General features: G+C 32.1%; 18 protein-coding genes. All 18 read right to left on the reverse strand.

Annotation, left to right across the window (positions count from 1 at the left end; genetic code table 11):
- Positions 1-24 precede the first annotated feature (24 nt).
- A complete protein-coding gene (locus HCH28_RS18895; protein ID WP_221682646.1) occupies positions 25-207 on the reverse strand; it encodes a hypothetical protein in 183 nt (60 codons plus the stop codon).
- Positions 208-260: 53 nt separating this feature from the next.
- Positions 261-395 carry a hypothetical protein gene (locus HCH28_RS25145; protein WP_255601683.1) on the reverse strand — a complete coding sequence of 45 codons (135 nt, stop codon included), beginning with the start codon at positions 393-395 and terminating at the stop codon, positions 261-263.
- A gap of 162 nt (positions 396-557) precedes the next feature.
- Complete coding sequence (locus HCH28_RS18900) at positions 558-1,484, reverse strand: hypothetical protein (RefSeq protein WP_221682647.1); 927 nt, start codon at positions 1,482-1,484, stop codon at positions 558-560.
- 96 nt (positions 1,485-1,580) lie between these two features.
- Positions 1,581-2,285, reverse strand: coding sequence for a thermonuclease family protein (locus HCH28_RS18905; protein ID WP_221682648.1), 705 nt, complete (start codon positions 2,283-2,285; stop codon positions 1,581-1,583).
- Positions 2,286-2,405: 120 nt separating this feature from the next.
- Entirely contained in the window at positions 2,406-2,855 is a 450-nt protein-coding gene (locus HCH28_RS18910) for a hypothetical protein (RefSeq protein WP_221682649.1), read from the reverse strand.
- Between the two features lie 272 nt (positions 2,856-3,127).
- Positions 3,128-3,913 carry a hypothetical protein gene (locus tag HCH28_RS18915; RefSeq protein WP_221682650.1) on the reverse strand — a complete coding sequence of 262 codons (786 nt, stop codon included), beginning with the start codon at positions 3,911-3,913 and terminating at the stop codon, positions 3,128-3,130.
- 364 nt (positions 3,914-4,277) lie between these two features.
- Positions 4,278-6,542, reverse strand: a complete 2,265-nt coding sequence (gene ligA / locus HCH28_RS18920) for an NAD-dependent DNA ligase LigA (protein WP_221682651.1) — start codon at positions 6,540-6,542, stop codon at positions 4,278-4,280.
- A 204-nt stretch (positions 6,543-6,746) separates the two neighbouring features.
- On the reverse strand, positions 6,747-8,150 hold the full coding sequence (locus HCH28_RS18925) for a hypothetical protein (RefSeq protein ID WP_221682652.1): 1,404 nt from the start codon (positions 8,148-8,150) through the stop codon (positions 6,747-6,749).
- A 173-nt stretch (positions 8,151-8,323) separates the two neighbouring features.
- Positions 8,324-9,775, reverse strand: a complete 1,452-nt coding sequence (locus tag HCH28_RS18930; RefSeq protein WP_221682653.1) for a hypothetical protein — start codon at positions 9,773-9,775, stop codon at positions 8,324-8,326.
- A gap of 12 nt (positions 9,776-9,787) precedes the next feature.
- Positions 9,788-10,363, reverse strand: a complete 576-nt coding sequence (locus HCH28_RS18935) for a hypothetical protein (RefSeq protein WP_221682654.1) — start codon at positions 10,361-10,363, stop codon at positions 9,788-9,790.
- 52 nt (positions 10,364-10,415) lie between these two features.
- Positions 10,416-11,414 carry a DNA adenine methylase gene (locus HCH28_RS18940; protein ID WP_255601684.1) on the reverse strand — a complete coding sequence of 333 codons (999 nt, stop codon included), beginning with the start codon at positions 11,412-11,414 and terminating at the stop codon, positions 10,416-10,418.
- A 202-nt stretch (positions 11,415-11,616) separates the two neighbouring features.
- Positions 11,617-12,879, reverse strand: a complete 1,263-nt coding sequence (locus tag HCH28_RS18945; protein WP_255601685.1) for a glutathionylspermidine synthase family protein — start codon at positions 12,877-12,879, stop codon at positions 11,617-11,619.
- Positions 12,880-13,039: 160 nt separating this feature from the next.
- Entirely contained in the window at positions 13,040-13,240 is a 201-nt protein-coding gene (locus HCH28_RS18950) for a hypothetical protein (RefSeq protein ID WP_221682655.1), read from the reverse strand.
- Between the two features lie 92 nt (positions 13,241-13,332).
- The gene (locus HCH28_RS18955; RefSeq protein ID WP_221682656.1) at positions 13,333-13,926 is read right to left on the reverse strand and encodes a hypothetical protein; all 594 of its coding nucleotides are present in this window, start codon (positions 13,924-13,926) and stop codon (positions 13,333-13,335) included.
- Between the two features lie 164 nt (positions 13,927-14,090).
- Positions 14,091-15,203 (reverse strand): EAL domain-containing protein, encoded by a 1,113-nt coding sequence (locus HCH28_RS18960; RefSeq protein WP_221682657.1) that lies wholly within the window; start codon positions 15,201-15,203, stop codon positions 14,091-14,093.
- A 377-nt stretch (positions 15,204-15,580) separates the two neighbouring features.
- The gene (locus HCH28_RS18965; RefSeq protein WP_221682658.1) at positions 15,581-15,814 is read right to left on the reverse strand and encodes a hypothetical protein; all 234 of its coding nucleotides are present in this window, start codon (positions 15,812-15,814) and stop codon (positions 15,581-15,583) included.
- Between the two features lie 218 nt (positions 15,815-16,032).
- Positions 16,033-16,257: a hypothetical protein gene (locus HCH28_RS18970; protein ID WP_221682659.1), complete on the reverse strand. Its 225-nt coding sequence runs from the start codon at positions 16,255-16,257 to the stop codon at positions 16,033-16,035.
- A gap of 30 nt (positions 16,258-16,287) precedes the next feature.
- Entirely contained in the window at positions 16,288-17,217 is a 930-nt protein-coding gene (gene holA, locus HCH28_RS18975) for a DNA polymerase III subunit delta (RefSeq protein ID WP_221682660.1), read from the reverse strand.
- Positions 17,218-17,370 lie beyond the last annotated feature (153 nt).

Consider the following 17,370-nt stretch of genomic DNA (forward strand, 5'->3'; position numbering starts at 1 on the left):
GCACAAAAAGATTGTCTACCATACTTATATTTTTTTAACATTAATGTTTAAAGCAGTAAGTAAATTTTCGAATTCTTTACTATCTTCTTCTTTCATAACAATACTTGTATTTTTCATATATTCTTTGTGTATATTTAACTTTAATTCGCTTCCCTTCTTATGTTCTTCAATTACAGTTTGGGTTACCGATTTTTTATTTTTATCCATATTACTTCTAGCTCCTTTACTCAAAGACTTCAGCAACTTAGATGAATTGTTGGTTAAGTATTTTCTTTTGTGATTAACTGTAGAATGTATTCACACTCCTCTTTCGATAATTGTAATTCTTCGTAATCTCGTTGCTGTCGTTCCATTTGCTCAATTGCGCCTTTTAATTGCTCAATTAAATCTTTCATTATTAAAATTCCCCTTTCTTGCCAACATGTTGCCTGCACTGAACAAAATCTTTCAAACGTGCACTAAATATTGAATATCAATTCTTACTGTCTCTATAATAATAACTAGAAATACTCTGTTAATTGTTGCTACCGTTAGTACAAAGATGTTCTAATTAGTTGCTATTTACTTTTCTTTAAAAAATTCCAATTCTTATTTCCAGCAAAGCGTCTAATGGCCGTTCTAGAATGTGTTTGATGCAGCTTGTCTAGTCGAGCAGTATCTTTTATTGACATGTATTTCAATAAAAATCTGATATTTCCTAATAAACCTAGGACATGTAACTGTATATCAGATAAATGAAAACGATTAGGATGCATCAGATCAATTTGTTTTATTGAGTATTCCCCAACAACTTCAACATTTTCCTCTTTATCCTGTACAATATAATCTGTATTTTCTTGTTTTTTATCTACATTATTTACTAGATGATAATAAAAGTTTCTACTTTTGTTGCCATCATTACTATCTTTACTTTTGATATAAAAAAGTATGTGAAAGGCATTTTCAGAATCCTCGAATTCTATAACAGATGTAGGTACGATGGGAAGTCTTTGCTTTGAAATTACACTACTGTCTATTTCCAAAACTACTTCCTCTTTATACTGCGAATTATACCTTCTTAAAGTGTCAACGTTTAATAGTAAAGGCTTTAACGAAACTCTTCCAAAAAATGTTGTTACTATTAAAATTGAGTCTTTAAATTCAAAAGAGAATACAATTTCATTATCTAAAATAGCCAAATTACGATCCAGAATACGAATACGATTGGGGTTTATTAATATTGCCACTCTAAAAACATTTGTAAGTATTTCATTTGTCGTAAACGGACCAACCCTTTGATTCCATCTTTCAAAAGCATGGGAATCTACCTCGATATCCAAGATCCCTCCTGGTAATTTTAAGTCGTAAAATTCTGGTGCTGGGTAATTTTTAGTTAATATTGAGTATTGGTTTTTAGGTACATTTAAAAAAGAGAAAGCTTTTTTTATAAAAATCCTACCCACAGGATATATGTCGTCCATCATCACAGCTGATTTTTTGTCCATAGATTATCAATTCCTTTTTTTACATTTCTTATTAATAATCTACGTATAACTTAATTGAATGTCAAAAAGGAAAATGTAAACCCATCTTAATACTCTTTAATTGAAAATAGAAATCTCAAGTTCTTTCCCTTTCATCTTTATGTCTTTTATGATCGTTTTAATTTCTTCTTCATCTACATTGACCACATTTGTAAATTGCCCACCAATAGTATTACGTAAATCGACAAAGCCATCGATTGCCCAAACGCCTATAGAATTATTTTGTGCAGCAGTCTGTATTTTTTCTAACTTGGACATATAGCTTTTTATAGATGGGGCATTCTTATCAATGATTGCTAAACCGTTTTCAATAAGGACTTCTTGGATAGAAGTATCAGTCCCTTCTAAATGTATATATCCTTGGGCTACTTTTAGTGCCGTGTTTTGTCCAGACGAGGCAGTTTCTTTGAGTACATCAAGTGATATATCTTTATTTAAAAGTAAGTTTTTTAATACTGCATTTGTTTCTTCAGATAATGGTAAATTGTCTGTTGGCAGCTTAACTGATGCTAAAGCAACATTAACAATACCTTCTTCATTTATCTTTAACCCTTTCTGAATCATCTCTCCTCTTTTTGGAACCTTTATTTTAATAATATTGTCTTCAGTAACTTCTATTACATAACCATTTAATGTCGCAACTTCGATGCCAGTTGATGTAGCTAAAACTTCAATATCTTCCTTTTCAGAACCGTAATTAGGTGCTTGGCATCCTGATAAAACAAGCATTACTAGCAAAATAATAGTCATTAGTTTTTTCATATTTTCATCTCCCCAATAAAAAAGCACGCAAGTTACCTAATAGATAACTTGCGTGCTTCGCAAAGTTTATTTAAGGTTATTTTACATTGATTTTCTAGGATTGGAAATAGAAATGTATATTTATCGATCATGTGGAGAGAGATTTTTTTTGATAGATTTAGCTTCATATTTGGGTTTTTTATTGATATATCCATAAGTGCTTAAAATCTGATTTAAAAAAGTTAAAGTGGGATGAGGGATACTATGCCCTTCTAAAACTAAAAATAGAGGTGTTCCTTTTTTATAGGATTTAATAATCCAAATTGGTTTATCAATATCTTCATAGGAAATTTTATATTCTGGGTGAACTAATTTTTCTATAAATAAAGCGAATATAACAGGGTTATGGATAATTTCATTATAAGAATAAGAAAAACCAGATCGTTTAAAATCCCGTATGTGAAGATCAATATACATGGCTATGTTTTTATAAAGTTTACCATCAACATAATCGGCAATAGGTCTTATAAGTTCTTTCTTGGATATTCTTGACCGTACAATTACTTTTGTGTTTTTCTCTAAAAATTTCATTCATTTTACCATCCTTCCAATTTAGATAAAAATCTTACTTCCATTTTCTCTTTATGAGCCATTTAGTCAAAAAACTGATACTCATATAAAAAACGCCATTCGTGGAACGGTAAATGACAAAAAATTGCCTACCGAATCGCACAAATAGCGTTTTTAGAATCGTAACTCTTACCGTATGGTTGGAGTTGTAAAATGTAATTAAATTTAAATTATTATACCATGATTAATCAATGATGCTAGTGATTTAATTGAGAAAAATCTTTCAATTTGAACTATTTTTTTTCCTTACTTATTGCATTGTATTCAAAGACATTTTGCTCCTTTTCAATATAGCCAGCTAAACGTAATTGCCATGCTGCTATTTGCTGATTTAAACAGTTATTACTAAGTTTTAAGGTGAATGTTACATCAAGATCATGAGGAGCCTTTTCAGCTATTCTAATTGCTGTTCCCCCAAAGTCCTGACTTGTTTCATAGAGTGTATAAACTGAGTTATTCTTTTTGATAGCATCTTGAATTGATGCATCTCCTGTAATACCACAATGGAAGTACTGCTCATAATCCTTAGTAAGTAATCGACCTACAAGTAGCCCCATATAATCTATAGGCTTTTCTGCAAACCATTCAACAATTAAAGATTTAGCTCTATCAAAAGTGGGATTATAGCGGCCACTTTTATTTAAAACGTGTTCTTTAAAGTCTTTTAATTCATTGCTACTTATTAACATCTCAAGTAAATCAATACGGTCAATGATTTCTTGTGTTAAAAAGCCTTTTCCAAAACTAGAATTTTCCGAAATGATGATGGAAGCTTCTTTTTTCATAGCACGGTTTATGATATTTTTGTTCTTTTGAAAAAATTCTTTTGAGATCATATAGTCTGTGGAATTTTCATCGATTAGGATTGCTGCATTATAGTCTGCAATAAAATCATTAATAGCAGCATAATCAGTAATCCAATTATACTTAGATAATCTCATTCCTTGATCTTCCGCTACAAATGGTTCGTACCCCAATTGTGCTGCAATTTTTGCTAAAGTTAAGTCATTTACTAACATATGTTAGCCCCCTGAAAATTTATTTACTATTTGAAACACATAAAAAAACTCCATCTAGTAAATGTGCAGACTGATTCCTTGAGGAAAAAGTTTGACACTTTCTAGATGAAGTGTAGAAGGGAATCCCTTACCGTTTGGATAGGGAGTTTAGTGTTAATAAATAGTATGCTAACAGTATACTATTATTTATTTTGAAAGAAAAGTCTGTTTTTCAGTAATCCGCCAGAATTTCTTAAATCTGACTAAATGTCAATTTTAAACATTGTAAAAAGATTATCCTCCTCTTTGGTTTGTTCAATAATAGGTACCTGGAAATATTTTTGAATAATAAAAGCACGGCATTGGCCGCGCTTTTCGTTTGTTGTTATTTTATTAATTCTAAATAGTCTTCTTCAGAAAGTATTTTAATGCCTAAATTGAGGGCATCTGTATGCTTTGTCTTACCTTCAACACCTGCTCCCATTAATAAGTAATCTGTTTTCTTACTTACTGAACCAGTTACTTTCCCACCAAATGATTCTATTTCGGATTTAAAAGCTTTCCGATCTCTTGAGAAAGTCCCAGTAATTACGAATACCTTATCTTTTAGGACTGCATTACTAGCAGTTTGAGGTTTTGATGCTTGCATTGATAAACCATGATTTAATAACCTTTTAAGTAGTTCAACGTTGTCTTTATTTGTGAAATAAGATACAAATTCATAGGCCATTTTTTCTCCAAAATTATCTAAGCTCAATATTTTTGCATTCAGCTTGGCAGGATTTTCAGCAAGCTGCAGTATTTCTTCCATAGATGAAAAAACCTTAGCTAAATCTTTAGAAGCGGTTTCTCCAATATGATTAATGGAAAGGCTATATAAAACGTTATTTAAAGGCTGATTTTTGCTCTTCTCAACTTCCTTGATTAATTTGTTGAAGGTTGTTGTTCCAAAGCCCTCAAAGCTCGTTATAGCCTCTCTATGGTGCTTTAAATTATAAATATCCGAGAAGTCTTGAAGAATTTCATTTTCATAAAGTATTTCGATTGTTTTTTCCCCAATTCCTAGGATGTTCATAGCATTTCTAGATACAAAATGTTCTAGTTTGCCTAGCTTTTGAGGTTCGCAGTTCGTTCCCCTACAGAATAGATTTTCACCACTATATTCAAGAGGACCTCCACATTCTGGACAAACAGGAGGGATTTCAAAAATGAATTCCTTTCCGGTTCTTAAATCTGGGTACGATTTAATAACTTGGGGTATTACATCTTTTGCTCTTGCTAGTAAAACTTGATCCCCTACCCGTATATCCTTTAAAGATATGTTTTTAAAGTTATGAAGCGTAGCACGACTATTAGTAGTACCACCAATTTCTACAGGCGTTAGCTCCCCTACAGGAGTTAGTTGGCCTGTCTTACCTACTTGTATAACTATATCCCTAAGTGTTGTAATAGCATCAAGAGAAGAAAATTTGTATGCTAGAGCCCATCGCGGATGCTTACTTGTATACCCCAATTCCTCTCTTAAAGCTAGTCGGTTATATTTAATAACTAAACCGTCAATCATATGAGATAAATGTGGACGTACTTTTTCATCATACGTTTGTATATACTCTAAAAAGCGTGCTGTTTCTTCTTCCCAATTACAATTTCTATCTTCAAAAAATACAATGGTATCAGAAATCTCGAAACCTAATGAACGAACAAATTCTATACGTTCAGTGTCATATGTGAATTCCATTCCTTCTACTTCAATAACCTCAATAACATATGCTTTTAAACCCCTTTTTCGAGCCAAGGAGCCATCTAATGTACGAATAGTACCAGATGCAAGATTACGAGTATTAGAGTACTCTCCGTTGATATTAATGTGGTTAAACTCTTCGTAGGGTACTACTACTTCAAATCGTAATTTAAGATTTGAAGTAAAAGGTATTTTCTTAGGAATGTTATCGATTTGAGAGAAGGAATGTAAAACACGTTCGCCTTCATATCCATTACCCCTAGTAACACTATCAGCAAGATAACCGTGATCATAGTTCCCTATGTAATCAGCTGCTACTGTTAATCCATCTTCTTTGTTTTGAACGATTATTGATTCGCCTTTACGTTGATTGATAAATTTTAACAAGCCCTCTTCATTTGTAGTTTTATGAAGCGATAACATTGGCTGGCTATGATTAACTTTCTCTAGTGACTCAGCAAAGCTAGTGACAATCCGTTGGGTTGGTGAATTAAGATCTACAGCATGAGGATTTACCGCTTCAAGTCTAATTAATTCCTGGTATAAGCCATCGTACATAGAATCAGTAATGATAGGTATGTTTCGATCATAAAGCTTATCATGCACAATAATTGTCTTTTGTAGTGCACCCATATAATCTTCAATGCTTACTTGGCTTTTAAGCTCTAGGACCTCTACGTTTTCAATTGAATAATTAGTTCTGATTGATTTAAGTTCTTTAATTAAGCCCTGTTTTCCAAATTCATTCGCAATAGATAAAGCTGTCTCATACTGTAACTCGTTCACAACAAGTAACTCTTCAGTATGTTTTTTCTCATTATCTGAGTAATAATGAAAAATTGCTTTCATTGCAGGATATTTAATCCCTTCCTCTTGTAATTGATCGAATAATGTCATTTCTTTTGTCATATTCTATTACTCCCTTATATTTTTTCATCTCAAAAACATGAAAAAGCACTTCAACATGACAAATGTTCACACTACTCCCTTGGAAGTAAATGAACACTTGCTATTGAAGTGCTTTTTGACTCTTCACCGTTTGGTTAGAGATAATCAGTTAATCGAAATGTTATTACTAAGTATATTAAAGCAAAACATTTTTTACAAACATATTTAGATTTTTTTTCTATAGTGACTTCGCAGTTTTTCTTCACCAGTTTCATATGGTCTAACAAAGGTATGGTTCTCTGGTAGTTCGATACCAAATTCTTGTGCATGAAGAACAGCATCCTCACTCGGCCTATGTCCATCTGGTAGCTTTCTAATGTGACCAGCAATGAAGTATTTTTTTAATTCAAGGTTATATTCATCTTTAGATTTAGTATTTGCCTTTACACGTTTGTAAACTGTTCTAGGCATATATCTAAAGCCCATCTTATTATCCAATACAGTAGCAGTCTCTTCGCTTTGTATTTCTAAGAAACTCACATTTAAAGAGTCTCTATTAAATTCTTTATTTAAGCGTGATGAACCACAAATGATGTCAGCATAACATTCTAAGACAAAAGCATATACCTCAAATTCAAAATCAATAAAAGTAATATGACCAGCATAAGGACTCCGAGCAAAAAATGTATGAGAAAAGTAGCCACAGTATTCGGCCCCGTTACCATCCTCAACCAAGTCACCCTTGTGATTAAGTTTTATTCCCTTTTGTTTAAAAATAACTTTCCAAAGAATGTAACCTTCTTGTTCAAAAAGTATTACTTGATCTATATCACCACAGTTAAAACAATCTATCACGACACCATTTGGATTCATAGTAAAATGTCTATTATTTTCAATAAATTTAACTATATTTTCGATTGTAGTTAACTTCCTAGGAAACTTAATATTATTTACCTCTTCATTTCTAATACCATTTTGAGATAACAAATCTAAGTGTGATTCACGGTATAGCCCAAAAGAGTGAATTAAGTAACTGCTAAATTCAGCTGTTGAAGTTTGAATATTATACAACTCTTTGCCCCGTTTTCTCCCCACATTATCATGTTCTATATAGTTTAATGTCTTTTCAGTAATATAAAATGTAGGTTTCCGGATTATAGGTGTAAGGTCATCATTTAGCCCCATTATAAAATTAGGATATGGAATATTTAGACGGATCATATCCAATAATTCTGTTGAGGTTTGATGATCGATTATGACATTTTTTTTAGCTGCATGTTCTTCAATAGATTTTGCTGTTTTCCATAAGTCGTACCAACTGTTATTTGAGCTGATGTATTGGTAAATATCTTGCAATACCTGTAATCGTTCACTTCTGTAAGTATGAGGATCTAAGGTTGCATCTTTTAGTAGTTTGAAAATATAACTACCTAATATCGTTTGATTGACGTTGTCATAGGTCAATATGTGGCTAAAAAGCTTTGAATTACTTTGGTCTTTTTGTCTCTCTATATTTCTATTCGTGTTATTGGTAATAGAGTTCTTTAAATAATGCTTATAACGTATGACAAAACCATTACTTTTTCTAACTAGTTTAGAAATAATAATCACCTCATTATTTAATTTCAAGAGTAGATATTTTATGGATTAATGTAAAAGGATGGGCTAACACCTAATATGGATAGGTTTTTATAAAATTCAATAATTACAAGCATCTTACATAATTCCCTTTAAATAGAGTGTCATTTTTAATTATATGTGTTTTATTAGGCTATTCCTAGCATCTAAGATTAAGTCAGGATCTAATATGAAAATATTCTAAGCCCATCTTTAAATTTAGCCTCTATAACCTCAGTTCCCAATGTACATGTAATTTTGTTTTTCTTTTTATCTATTGTTAGCACGTGGTTGCACCATTCTGTTCTAGTCTCAACTACCATTCGAGAAGGCCATTCCGAAGCATACTTAACTAAACTATAATTTTGAAGCGGAACTAAGTACGCTCGTTTCACTGTTTCCCAATCTTGAACGTAGAGCCCTATCCAGCCTTTATGAATATCAAAACCTTCACAAAGACTAAACCGGACATTTTTGGCCATTTCATAACCATACTCATTAATTAGAAAATTCTCCATATCTAAACAAGCTTCTACCAATGATAGATTTGCTAAATTAAATGATATATCACCACCTATATTGAACTGAAAATTATTAGATATTTTTAATTTTCTACTCTTAGTAAGTAATTTATATTTTATTTGAAGACTTTTTGATATTGCTTCAAGAACACCATTCTCAATTAAATCTTTAAAGTAATCGGATGTGTTTTTATATCGAATTAAATAATAATCAACATCAAATGACACTATAGGGAGTTTCAAATCATTTCTAATCAGAATAAAGCTAAATGTGTTAGAAAGAACTTTGTGATATTCAACTTTAAAATATTGATCATACTTATACGTCTTTAATATGTTGTCCACTACATTTTGAAAACGTTGAAATTCCTTTTCCCAAGCCATAACGTTAACTATTTTTTCTACATATTCCTTGATTTTTATTTCAAGATCTTTGTGGTAAAACTCACTTAGTAATACACGTAATGGTTTAATAGTAAAAACTTCTTTTTTAGGACTAATAGCTATTTGAGTAAATAAACTTGTCTTAAGATTTACTTCTTCTAGAAGCGGGGCTTTGAGAGTTATTCCAAACTTTTGGCTATAGTATCTTAAGGTATTAGTCAGCACTGATTGATATGTTAAATCATCTTGAGCAATGGTTTCTTTTCCGACTACAACATCAGCAAAATAACGAATTTCCTTTACATTAATGATTTTTGCTAAATCTAAAGTAAACCAAACGTATGAATTACCCTCTAATCTCATTATTGGCAATGTAGGTAAGAACCGAGAAAAGCCTTTAAAGGTAATGTTTAATTTGAACTGAAAAATTTGATCCTTTTGTAAATACTCTACAAACTCATAGGGGAATAAATAATTCATTTGATATAGTAGGTCTCTATCATTTGATAATCGAAGAGGAAGAGTGCCATTCTCAGTTGCAAATACTATTAAATCTTTCCTCTCGTTCAACGTAATACTCTGTACCAACTCATAAGGTATATTCTGACTTGTTAAGTCCAAGTTCAATTGTTCCTCTTGTTCTAATAGTAACCGCTTTTCTTCAGCATTTTCTTTAGCTATTTTTTCTTCAACTTCTATTTCGACCGCTCTATTTTTCAACCATTTAAACATGTAACCAACTCCTTAACAATTAATAAAGTTAAAATTAGTTAAGACTGCAACTGGTATTTTTGAATCCAATGGGTATATTCTTTTAAGGGTATGAATGCTTCTTGAGGAGACAGTTAAATTATTGTGGTTTATGTTAAACTCTAGCTCAGGGAAGGTTCTGATAAGTTCCCCAATTAAGGTAACTTGATCAATTTTCCGCTCCTGTTTCAAACCACCATGCAGATAATATTCAAAAATACCTTCTCGATATGTAAATTCAATTATTTCCTTAAAAGAAGGTGTATAAGATATTTGGTTTACTGAAGGGGGTGCCAGTTGTTTTATCATCTGATTTTCATTTCGTAACCAAGCATTCTCTTGTTCTAAAAGAAAAATTTTATCTTCAGTTAATTCTTCAACCCTTTGTCGAAGTGCAATTATCTCGGCTTGCCCAGAAGAGTTACTGTTTCGTAATCGTTCTTCATATAAGTCTTTTTTTAATCTCAGATTTTCTCTTTCAATTTCTAATAGGTTTTCATCTTCACCGGGAAAACCGAAAATTGAAGCTAATTTTAGTATCAATTTGTCCGAAATGTATTTAAATACCATAGATAAAACCCCTTTCTTTAGGTTTCATTAGCAACTAGTGGTAATAGTACGGTTAAATAGAATATTGTCTTCCAATAATTTCACGTTTGTCTGTTGCGTAATAAATGTCGTCTATAAATGTGTTGTAATCGTAAGTGACGATAATATCTGAACTTGGAAAACCATAGTGTAATGTTCGTAGAAGTAATGCCAAATCTATATGATCCTCTTCTGTGAAGAATTGATTGTATAATAACTGTCCTTTTTGATAATAAGGAGGGTCTATGAACAACGTTGCGTTGTCCTTGAAAAACCAATCTCCAATGAATTTAGTTGCTTGCTCACAATGGATTTCAATATTATCAGCCATGTTGTGGATTCTATTAATTCTTTTAATTAATGTATTTGGATTCCACCGAGACGTTAGATTCTCTATAGAACCATTTATTCCACCTAATGGGTTAGCTTTTGCTATACCGCTATATGCAAGCCGATTAACTATTAAAGTGTTCCATGCGGCCTCTATCATATTTAAGTTAAGATAATCAGTCTTTATTAATTTCTGGGCTTCAAAAAAAGCCTTGTGCGTTGGTTTGAACGTAATAATTCTGTCTATTAAAGATTCAGGAGAATAGAGCATACACCACCATAACGAATAGATACCGTAGTCGAGATCATTTAACATTAATTTCTGAGCAACTCCTGATTCAAGAAGTGCTAATTCAAAGCTGCCCCCGCCAACAAACGGAGAAATAATTGTTTTACATTTATCTCTGTTTAAAAGAGAAAATAAGTACGGTATCAATTTACTTTTACCTCCTGGATAACGTAAAGGTGACAGTTGCTGTTTTAACTTAATTGGAACAGAAATCTTTTGTATCTCTTTTGATTTTTCTTCTAATACGATAACGAATTGATGGTTTTTGTACTCCGCTTCATCCCAAAAGTTGAAGGAATCGCAATTAGCACACCACCAACCTTGAACATTAATATCATCGTGATCATCGTAAAAACAATTCCTACAAACATAAGAATGATGTTTGCTACATTCATTACAATGGACATTCTCCAACGGGATGCCTCCTTTACTAGTTGTTTAAGACCATTTCAATTTAATTATGGGATAGCTATCGTAGGTTGTAAAAAAACCAAAAAGATATAAAAAAACACCCCTCGATACATTAATAATCATGTAGGAAAGGTGTTTAATTTCGGGGGTATTTTTCTGATGTTTTAGGTAAACGGAACTTTAGGTGTGCTTGTTATAATAAACCTTATTTGTAGCCAATTGCTGCCCAATGGGAATCCCATTCTGTAACAGCGTTACCTAGCCTACACGAAAGTCCACAGGCTTCATTATCTGCTATAAAAGACCCTATAAGCCATTTCTTTTCAGCAACTTCCTCTTTTAATGGAATTTCTATTGAAGGCATCTCGATGTATTGCTGATAGACATATAGATTGTCTGTATAGTGTGTATATGAAGATTCATACCATTTACTGCCGTTCTCTTTATAAATCTCAACGGTATTTCCCTCTCTCGAATACACTGGTTTTTTAACATAAGGCTGTTTGTTAGTAATAAAAACATCCTCTGAAAGGTATGTAGGTAACATATAACGATTGATAGCTTGGATCTCTTCAGGAGAATATAATAATGGGTCATCTTTTTTTGCCCATATCAAAGCCATTAGAATTTTATTCTGTAAAATATAAGCTGCTGGTGAATTAATAATGGCCAGTTCTCTTTCTTTTATTAACTCTAGTAATTGAATCCCTATTGGATCCCCGTCATTGGATACGTCATCAATTAAAAATTCAATGGGATGTGCAGGACGATATAAAACGTCTATTTTTTGTTTATCTGGAGTATAGAGCCCCTTTTGTATATGTTCATTGGATTCGTTTATAATCCGCAATTCTGAAATAGGTACGTATTTAACTTCGAAAGGAAGGTTTCTTTTAATAAATTGAACATGGCAGTATTCCTCATAATCCTCTTCTTCTTCTTTTCCAGTAATGACTATTACAGGTTGTGATTTCTTCTCCTTTAAGTACTCTAAAGATGCAAAAAGTGCAGCAGATAAGCTTTTCATAACAATTTTATCGTCATTAGGGTTCTTGAAACCAAACTCCTTACATAAGTGTCTATTCATTTCAAATGTTTCTTGAATTAAAAACGGTGTGTCACCATTCAATTCAATGGCTTTTAGTTCACCAGACTTGGAAAGGATAAAGTCAAACCGTGCAAGTACAGATTGCTGAGTTAAATAATCTAAATCAATAAATGGAATCATTTCTTCACGGATTCCAAGACTAATTAATTGCTCCTTGTTCAACTTTTTAAATTGTTTGGATACTTTCGTAAATATCTTCCATAAAATATTTGATGCATATTTAATCTCTTCTATTTGTTCTTTGGCAATTGGCATTACATCATAAATTGCATACTCTAGATCCTCTATATCATAAAAAAAGTTGGTAAATTGAGAGTAAAACGCTTTCCGTTTCACTTGATAATTTTCTGTTGTATTCAAATTGAACATTCCTTTCGAAAAATAATAGCCAATACAATCACCTTGAAGGATCATATTGGCCATTTTCTGTAGCATTGAAATTAAGTTGCGATGTTTATAAAAAAGTCACGATGTTTGTAAAAAAGTTGCGATAAATATGGTCATTATAATGAGTTGGGTTTTATAATGGACGATAGCGTAAATCATGCATTTTTTCTAATGCTTCAAATGCTAATTCAACGTCTTTTTGATACCTTGTACCTTTTGCCATAACCCAAAGCATATTATTCATAGCATCTTGTAGTTTTTCTTCAGTACGTGCGCTATGAGCAATACTTGCAGCTTGAATAATAAGGTCTCTTTTAGTTTCTTTTTTAGCCACACTTACACCACGCTTACTTAACATAATTGATCTAAAATGTTTGATCTTTTTTCAAAATTGCTTTAACCCGAATTTTTCTATGATGATTTAACTTAAGAGGATGAAGAACCTCCACGTGATGCTCCACCAGAACCAAAACCAGACTTTCCGCTTGAATATGAATTAGATGTGGTACTTGTCTTACCGCTTCCTGTGCCTTTTTGAAGGTTAACCCCGTTTTTTGACTTATTAGTATTAGGGTAACGAGTAGTGGTTGGCGAAACGACAGCACTGTTTACAATTTGTTTTTTACGCTCACCGTTTTTTAAATTGTGTTCAGAATATATCTTCGATGCCATCATAGAACCTAAAGTAGCAAACATAAGACCATTAAAAAAGTGCTGAGCATAGTATTCGGAATCCTCATCTATACACTGGAAAGAACCATCATCGATCTCTTTCCACTCATCACATGCGGCAGCCATATCAGTATCGTAGACACTAACATTTGAGGCTGCTACCATATCTTCAGCAAACTCTTCTGCTGTTTGATCATCTGGTACATTGTAACTTTCATTCTCATCGGGTATATCAACCGCGGTAAACTGTTCGCTACCTTCTTCGATTGCAGAACATGCACTTAGTGAAAAAGCCAAAATTGAAGCAGTTGTTACAGTGCTGTACTTCTTTAGTTTTACTTTTTTCATTACGGTCCTCCTAAAAATAGAAATTACTTTGTTTTCTTTCCAACCCACTCCTTATTTCAGATTAATTAACTTTGTTGTGACAACTATAATCTAAATGGTTATGGATTGAAGGTCAAAAAAGCTAGCAGTAATAACTTTTCTGTACTTTAATAAGAATCGCGAAGTTATATTTTTTTCAATGAACCAAAATTCATTTGAGTTATAAAATCACCCAATTCAGTTTGTTTAAGTGGCTGCGATATATAATATCCTTGAATCGCGTCATACTTTGTCTCTAATAAAAAGCTAAATTGATCAAATCGTTCTACTCCTTCAATAATAAATTTTAAATCTAGAGCTTTAATAAATTTTGAAAGTAAGACAATTACTTTTTTATTGCTTTGATCCCCCATAAATACACGATCCAACTTAACACCATCAAAATTGAAAGTAGCTAAATAGTGAAAGTTAGAATATCCAGTACCAAAGTCGTCAATAAACAACAAATGACCACGTTCTCGAATCTGTTTCAAATTGTTTCTAACCTCTATATTTGCTAATGAATCTTCTGTTAACTCGAACGCTATTCTTCTGTTTTCATTTAAACCAATACTCTCAAGGTGTTCCAATAACCAAGCGATATCTTTAACTAAGGAAGCGGTTAAATTAACAGTGATGTAGTCAATTTGCTTGTATTCATTTAATATAGCAACCGCTTCATTTATAATTTTTTTAGTTAAGTTAACCAATAATCCTTCTCTATCTAAAATAGGAATGAATACATTAGGCGTTATAACTCCTAAGTCTTTTGAATTCCATCGCATCAATGCCTCAAAGGAAAGGTGGTTATTCTTATGCAAAATTGGTTGAAAAACTGTACTAAATTCTTTAATATCTAGACCGTCCTTAAGGACAGTATTTTGAATGGTACCAGTTTTTTCTGAACGATTGGAAACCTTACGTAAGTAATGTAGTGCAGGTAACTGTCTATTTTTAACAAATAAAGATTGAACTAGCATTTCTTCATTTAAGGTAATTTCCTTAATAATTTTAGAAGCTTCTCGGGTATCTAAGATAATTACGAACTCATCTTCATAAACTCTATACCACTCAATGCTATCTCCTTGAGAGCTAATTGTTCTTTCTAAAAAATCTAAGTTGTTCTTTGTGTTTGGCTCCCCATCATTCCATTTTGAATCTTTAAGTTTCACATATATCAAAGTAAATGATGTTTTACCGTTTATACTCTCAATCGCACAATTCCTATTAGATACGTAATTTGTTGAAAATAAAGTCATTAAACCACCCTTCTTCTTTGATAAAATTACAATATATGTAAAATAAAAAGAACCACTTTCGCTATTAATTGCGAAAGTGGTTCTTCCAACTTTTCATTTTCTCATTTATTTAATTCTATCATAGATTAACTTTTTTATTTTTTGTTGAGTATAAAACATAACTAAGCAATATTAATAAGTATATATTATATATGTAAGAATTAGCAACACTTCAAAAGTCTGTAGTTATTATGTAATAAAAAGGAAGTATAATAGTAATATACAGATCTACAAAGAATTGATACTTACTAATGACACCTTTTCTAAAATCCTAAAGGATTTAGAGAAAAATGAAAAAGCTCTTTCCCACGATATGTAGGAAAGAGCTTTTTAATAGGTTAGAATTTTGGGCCATAAACTAAAGCCGTGAACAGGAGTAAGACGAAAAATATACCGATTGAAATGGTAGCAAAACCACCACCAAGTAAAGTTTTCGACCATCCAATATCTCGTGTTTTAATTTCGGCTGGTAATTCATTCGTCACCTTTGAACTTTTGTTTGCCTTAGTTCTACGATACTTTTCAATTGCTGTAGAATGTGTAGGCGCATTTCTTAATACGTTTGATTTCATAGTTAGATCATCCTTAAAATTTATTTATCAAAATAACTCAAAAAAAGCACTTTTGATAAATGAACATACTAGTCCCTAAGAGAGATTAGTTTGAACACTTCAAAAGTGCTTTAAGACCCCTATACCGTATGGTTGGGGGGATTTAAGTTAATAAGATATGCCATCATTATAAACCACCTTAGCTTTCATATCAATATTAAATATTGTTAGTAATGGAACTAAGGGAAAATGAGTGAATCTATAGAGACAAATTCAATTTTGTCTTTATTGGATACAATAAGGCCCAAATGTCTAAACCGCTTTGGACTTAGGATTCTATAAGAATTTTGTGTTAATTTAGCCAGTATAAAAGCTCCTTCTTCATATAATCTGTTTTTTCCAGGATCATTTACTAATCGAATGTTATCCCCTTCAGTTATTAAGTAGCTTTTTTTAGTTAACATGGGCGCCTCCTAGTTATTTTAAAATTTACATTACATCCATTTTAAAATCAGTGTTTCAAGAGCAATTACTTTATCTACTTGACCTCTTTTCATTTTAAGATCAAGTTCTGCTACTTGTTCCATTTTTGACTGAATATCGCTTAATGTATACTCTTCAGCCTGCTCTTTTGCTTTTTGTAATGCATAAGGGTGAACATCCAAGTATTGCTGAACTGGCTGTCCTGTTATTTCAGTAATTTTTACTTGTTCAATCATTCTAAGTTGTCTAGCAATTAACAGTAGAACATGGATAGGTTCATTCCCTGTCATTAGCAAATCAGCTAATAGGTCTATTGCAGAAACTCGACGATACATAATTCTATCGAGTAGCTTGAATATATCGCTTTCTAGTGTTCTAGATAGTACATCATTTAACATTTCTGCAGTAATCATTTTTTCTGAAGGATACCGATTTTTAACTTTCTTTAATTCATTATCAAGAAGGTAGAGATCTGTTCCTAACTCGACAACCATCTTATCCACCGCTATGTTATTTAATCGCAAACCATAGCCTTCAGCGCGTTTTGTAATCCAGTTTTGTGGTGATTTAATCCTTTTCCCTTCAAATACTTTAGCGTTTTTTAAAAGGGCTTTAACAAGCTTTTTACGCTTATCAATTTTAGGGTATCGGAATACGATGGTTGTTGTATTCTCTCTGTTATTTATAAATTCGGTTACATACTCCATTTCTTTATCACTTAAAGCTTTCTCGCTACCCAAAAAGTAACAGTCGTTCAGTATGACAACTTTATCATCAGAACCAAACAAACTTCCTTGTGCAGCATCCATTAATACATCAATAATCGATTCCTCTCGCATATCATATTTTTCTACTGACATCGAGTTATCTGGCACGATGCTCTTTGTGAACTCGTCACATAATAATGGTTCCTCACCGTGAATTAAAATTACGTTTGACATATAATGTTCCTCCTAAAGTTTCATAGCAGTTCAAATCACAAAAAGCGTGGGGTTTCCCATACGCTTGAACAAGAATGGACTGCTCGCTTTTTAAAAGACGGCCACATCTACATCTAACTAAATTTGTAGCCTCTTTTTTATACTCCTCCAAGA

Source organism: Lysinibacillus sp. K60, assembly GCF_019731275.1.
GTDB classification, from domain to species: Bacteria; Bacillota; Bacilli; order Bacillales_A; family Planococcaceae; genus Lysinibacillus; species Lysinibacillus capsici.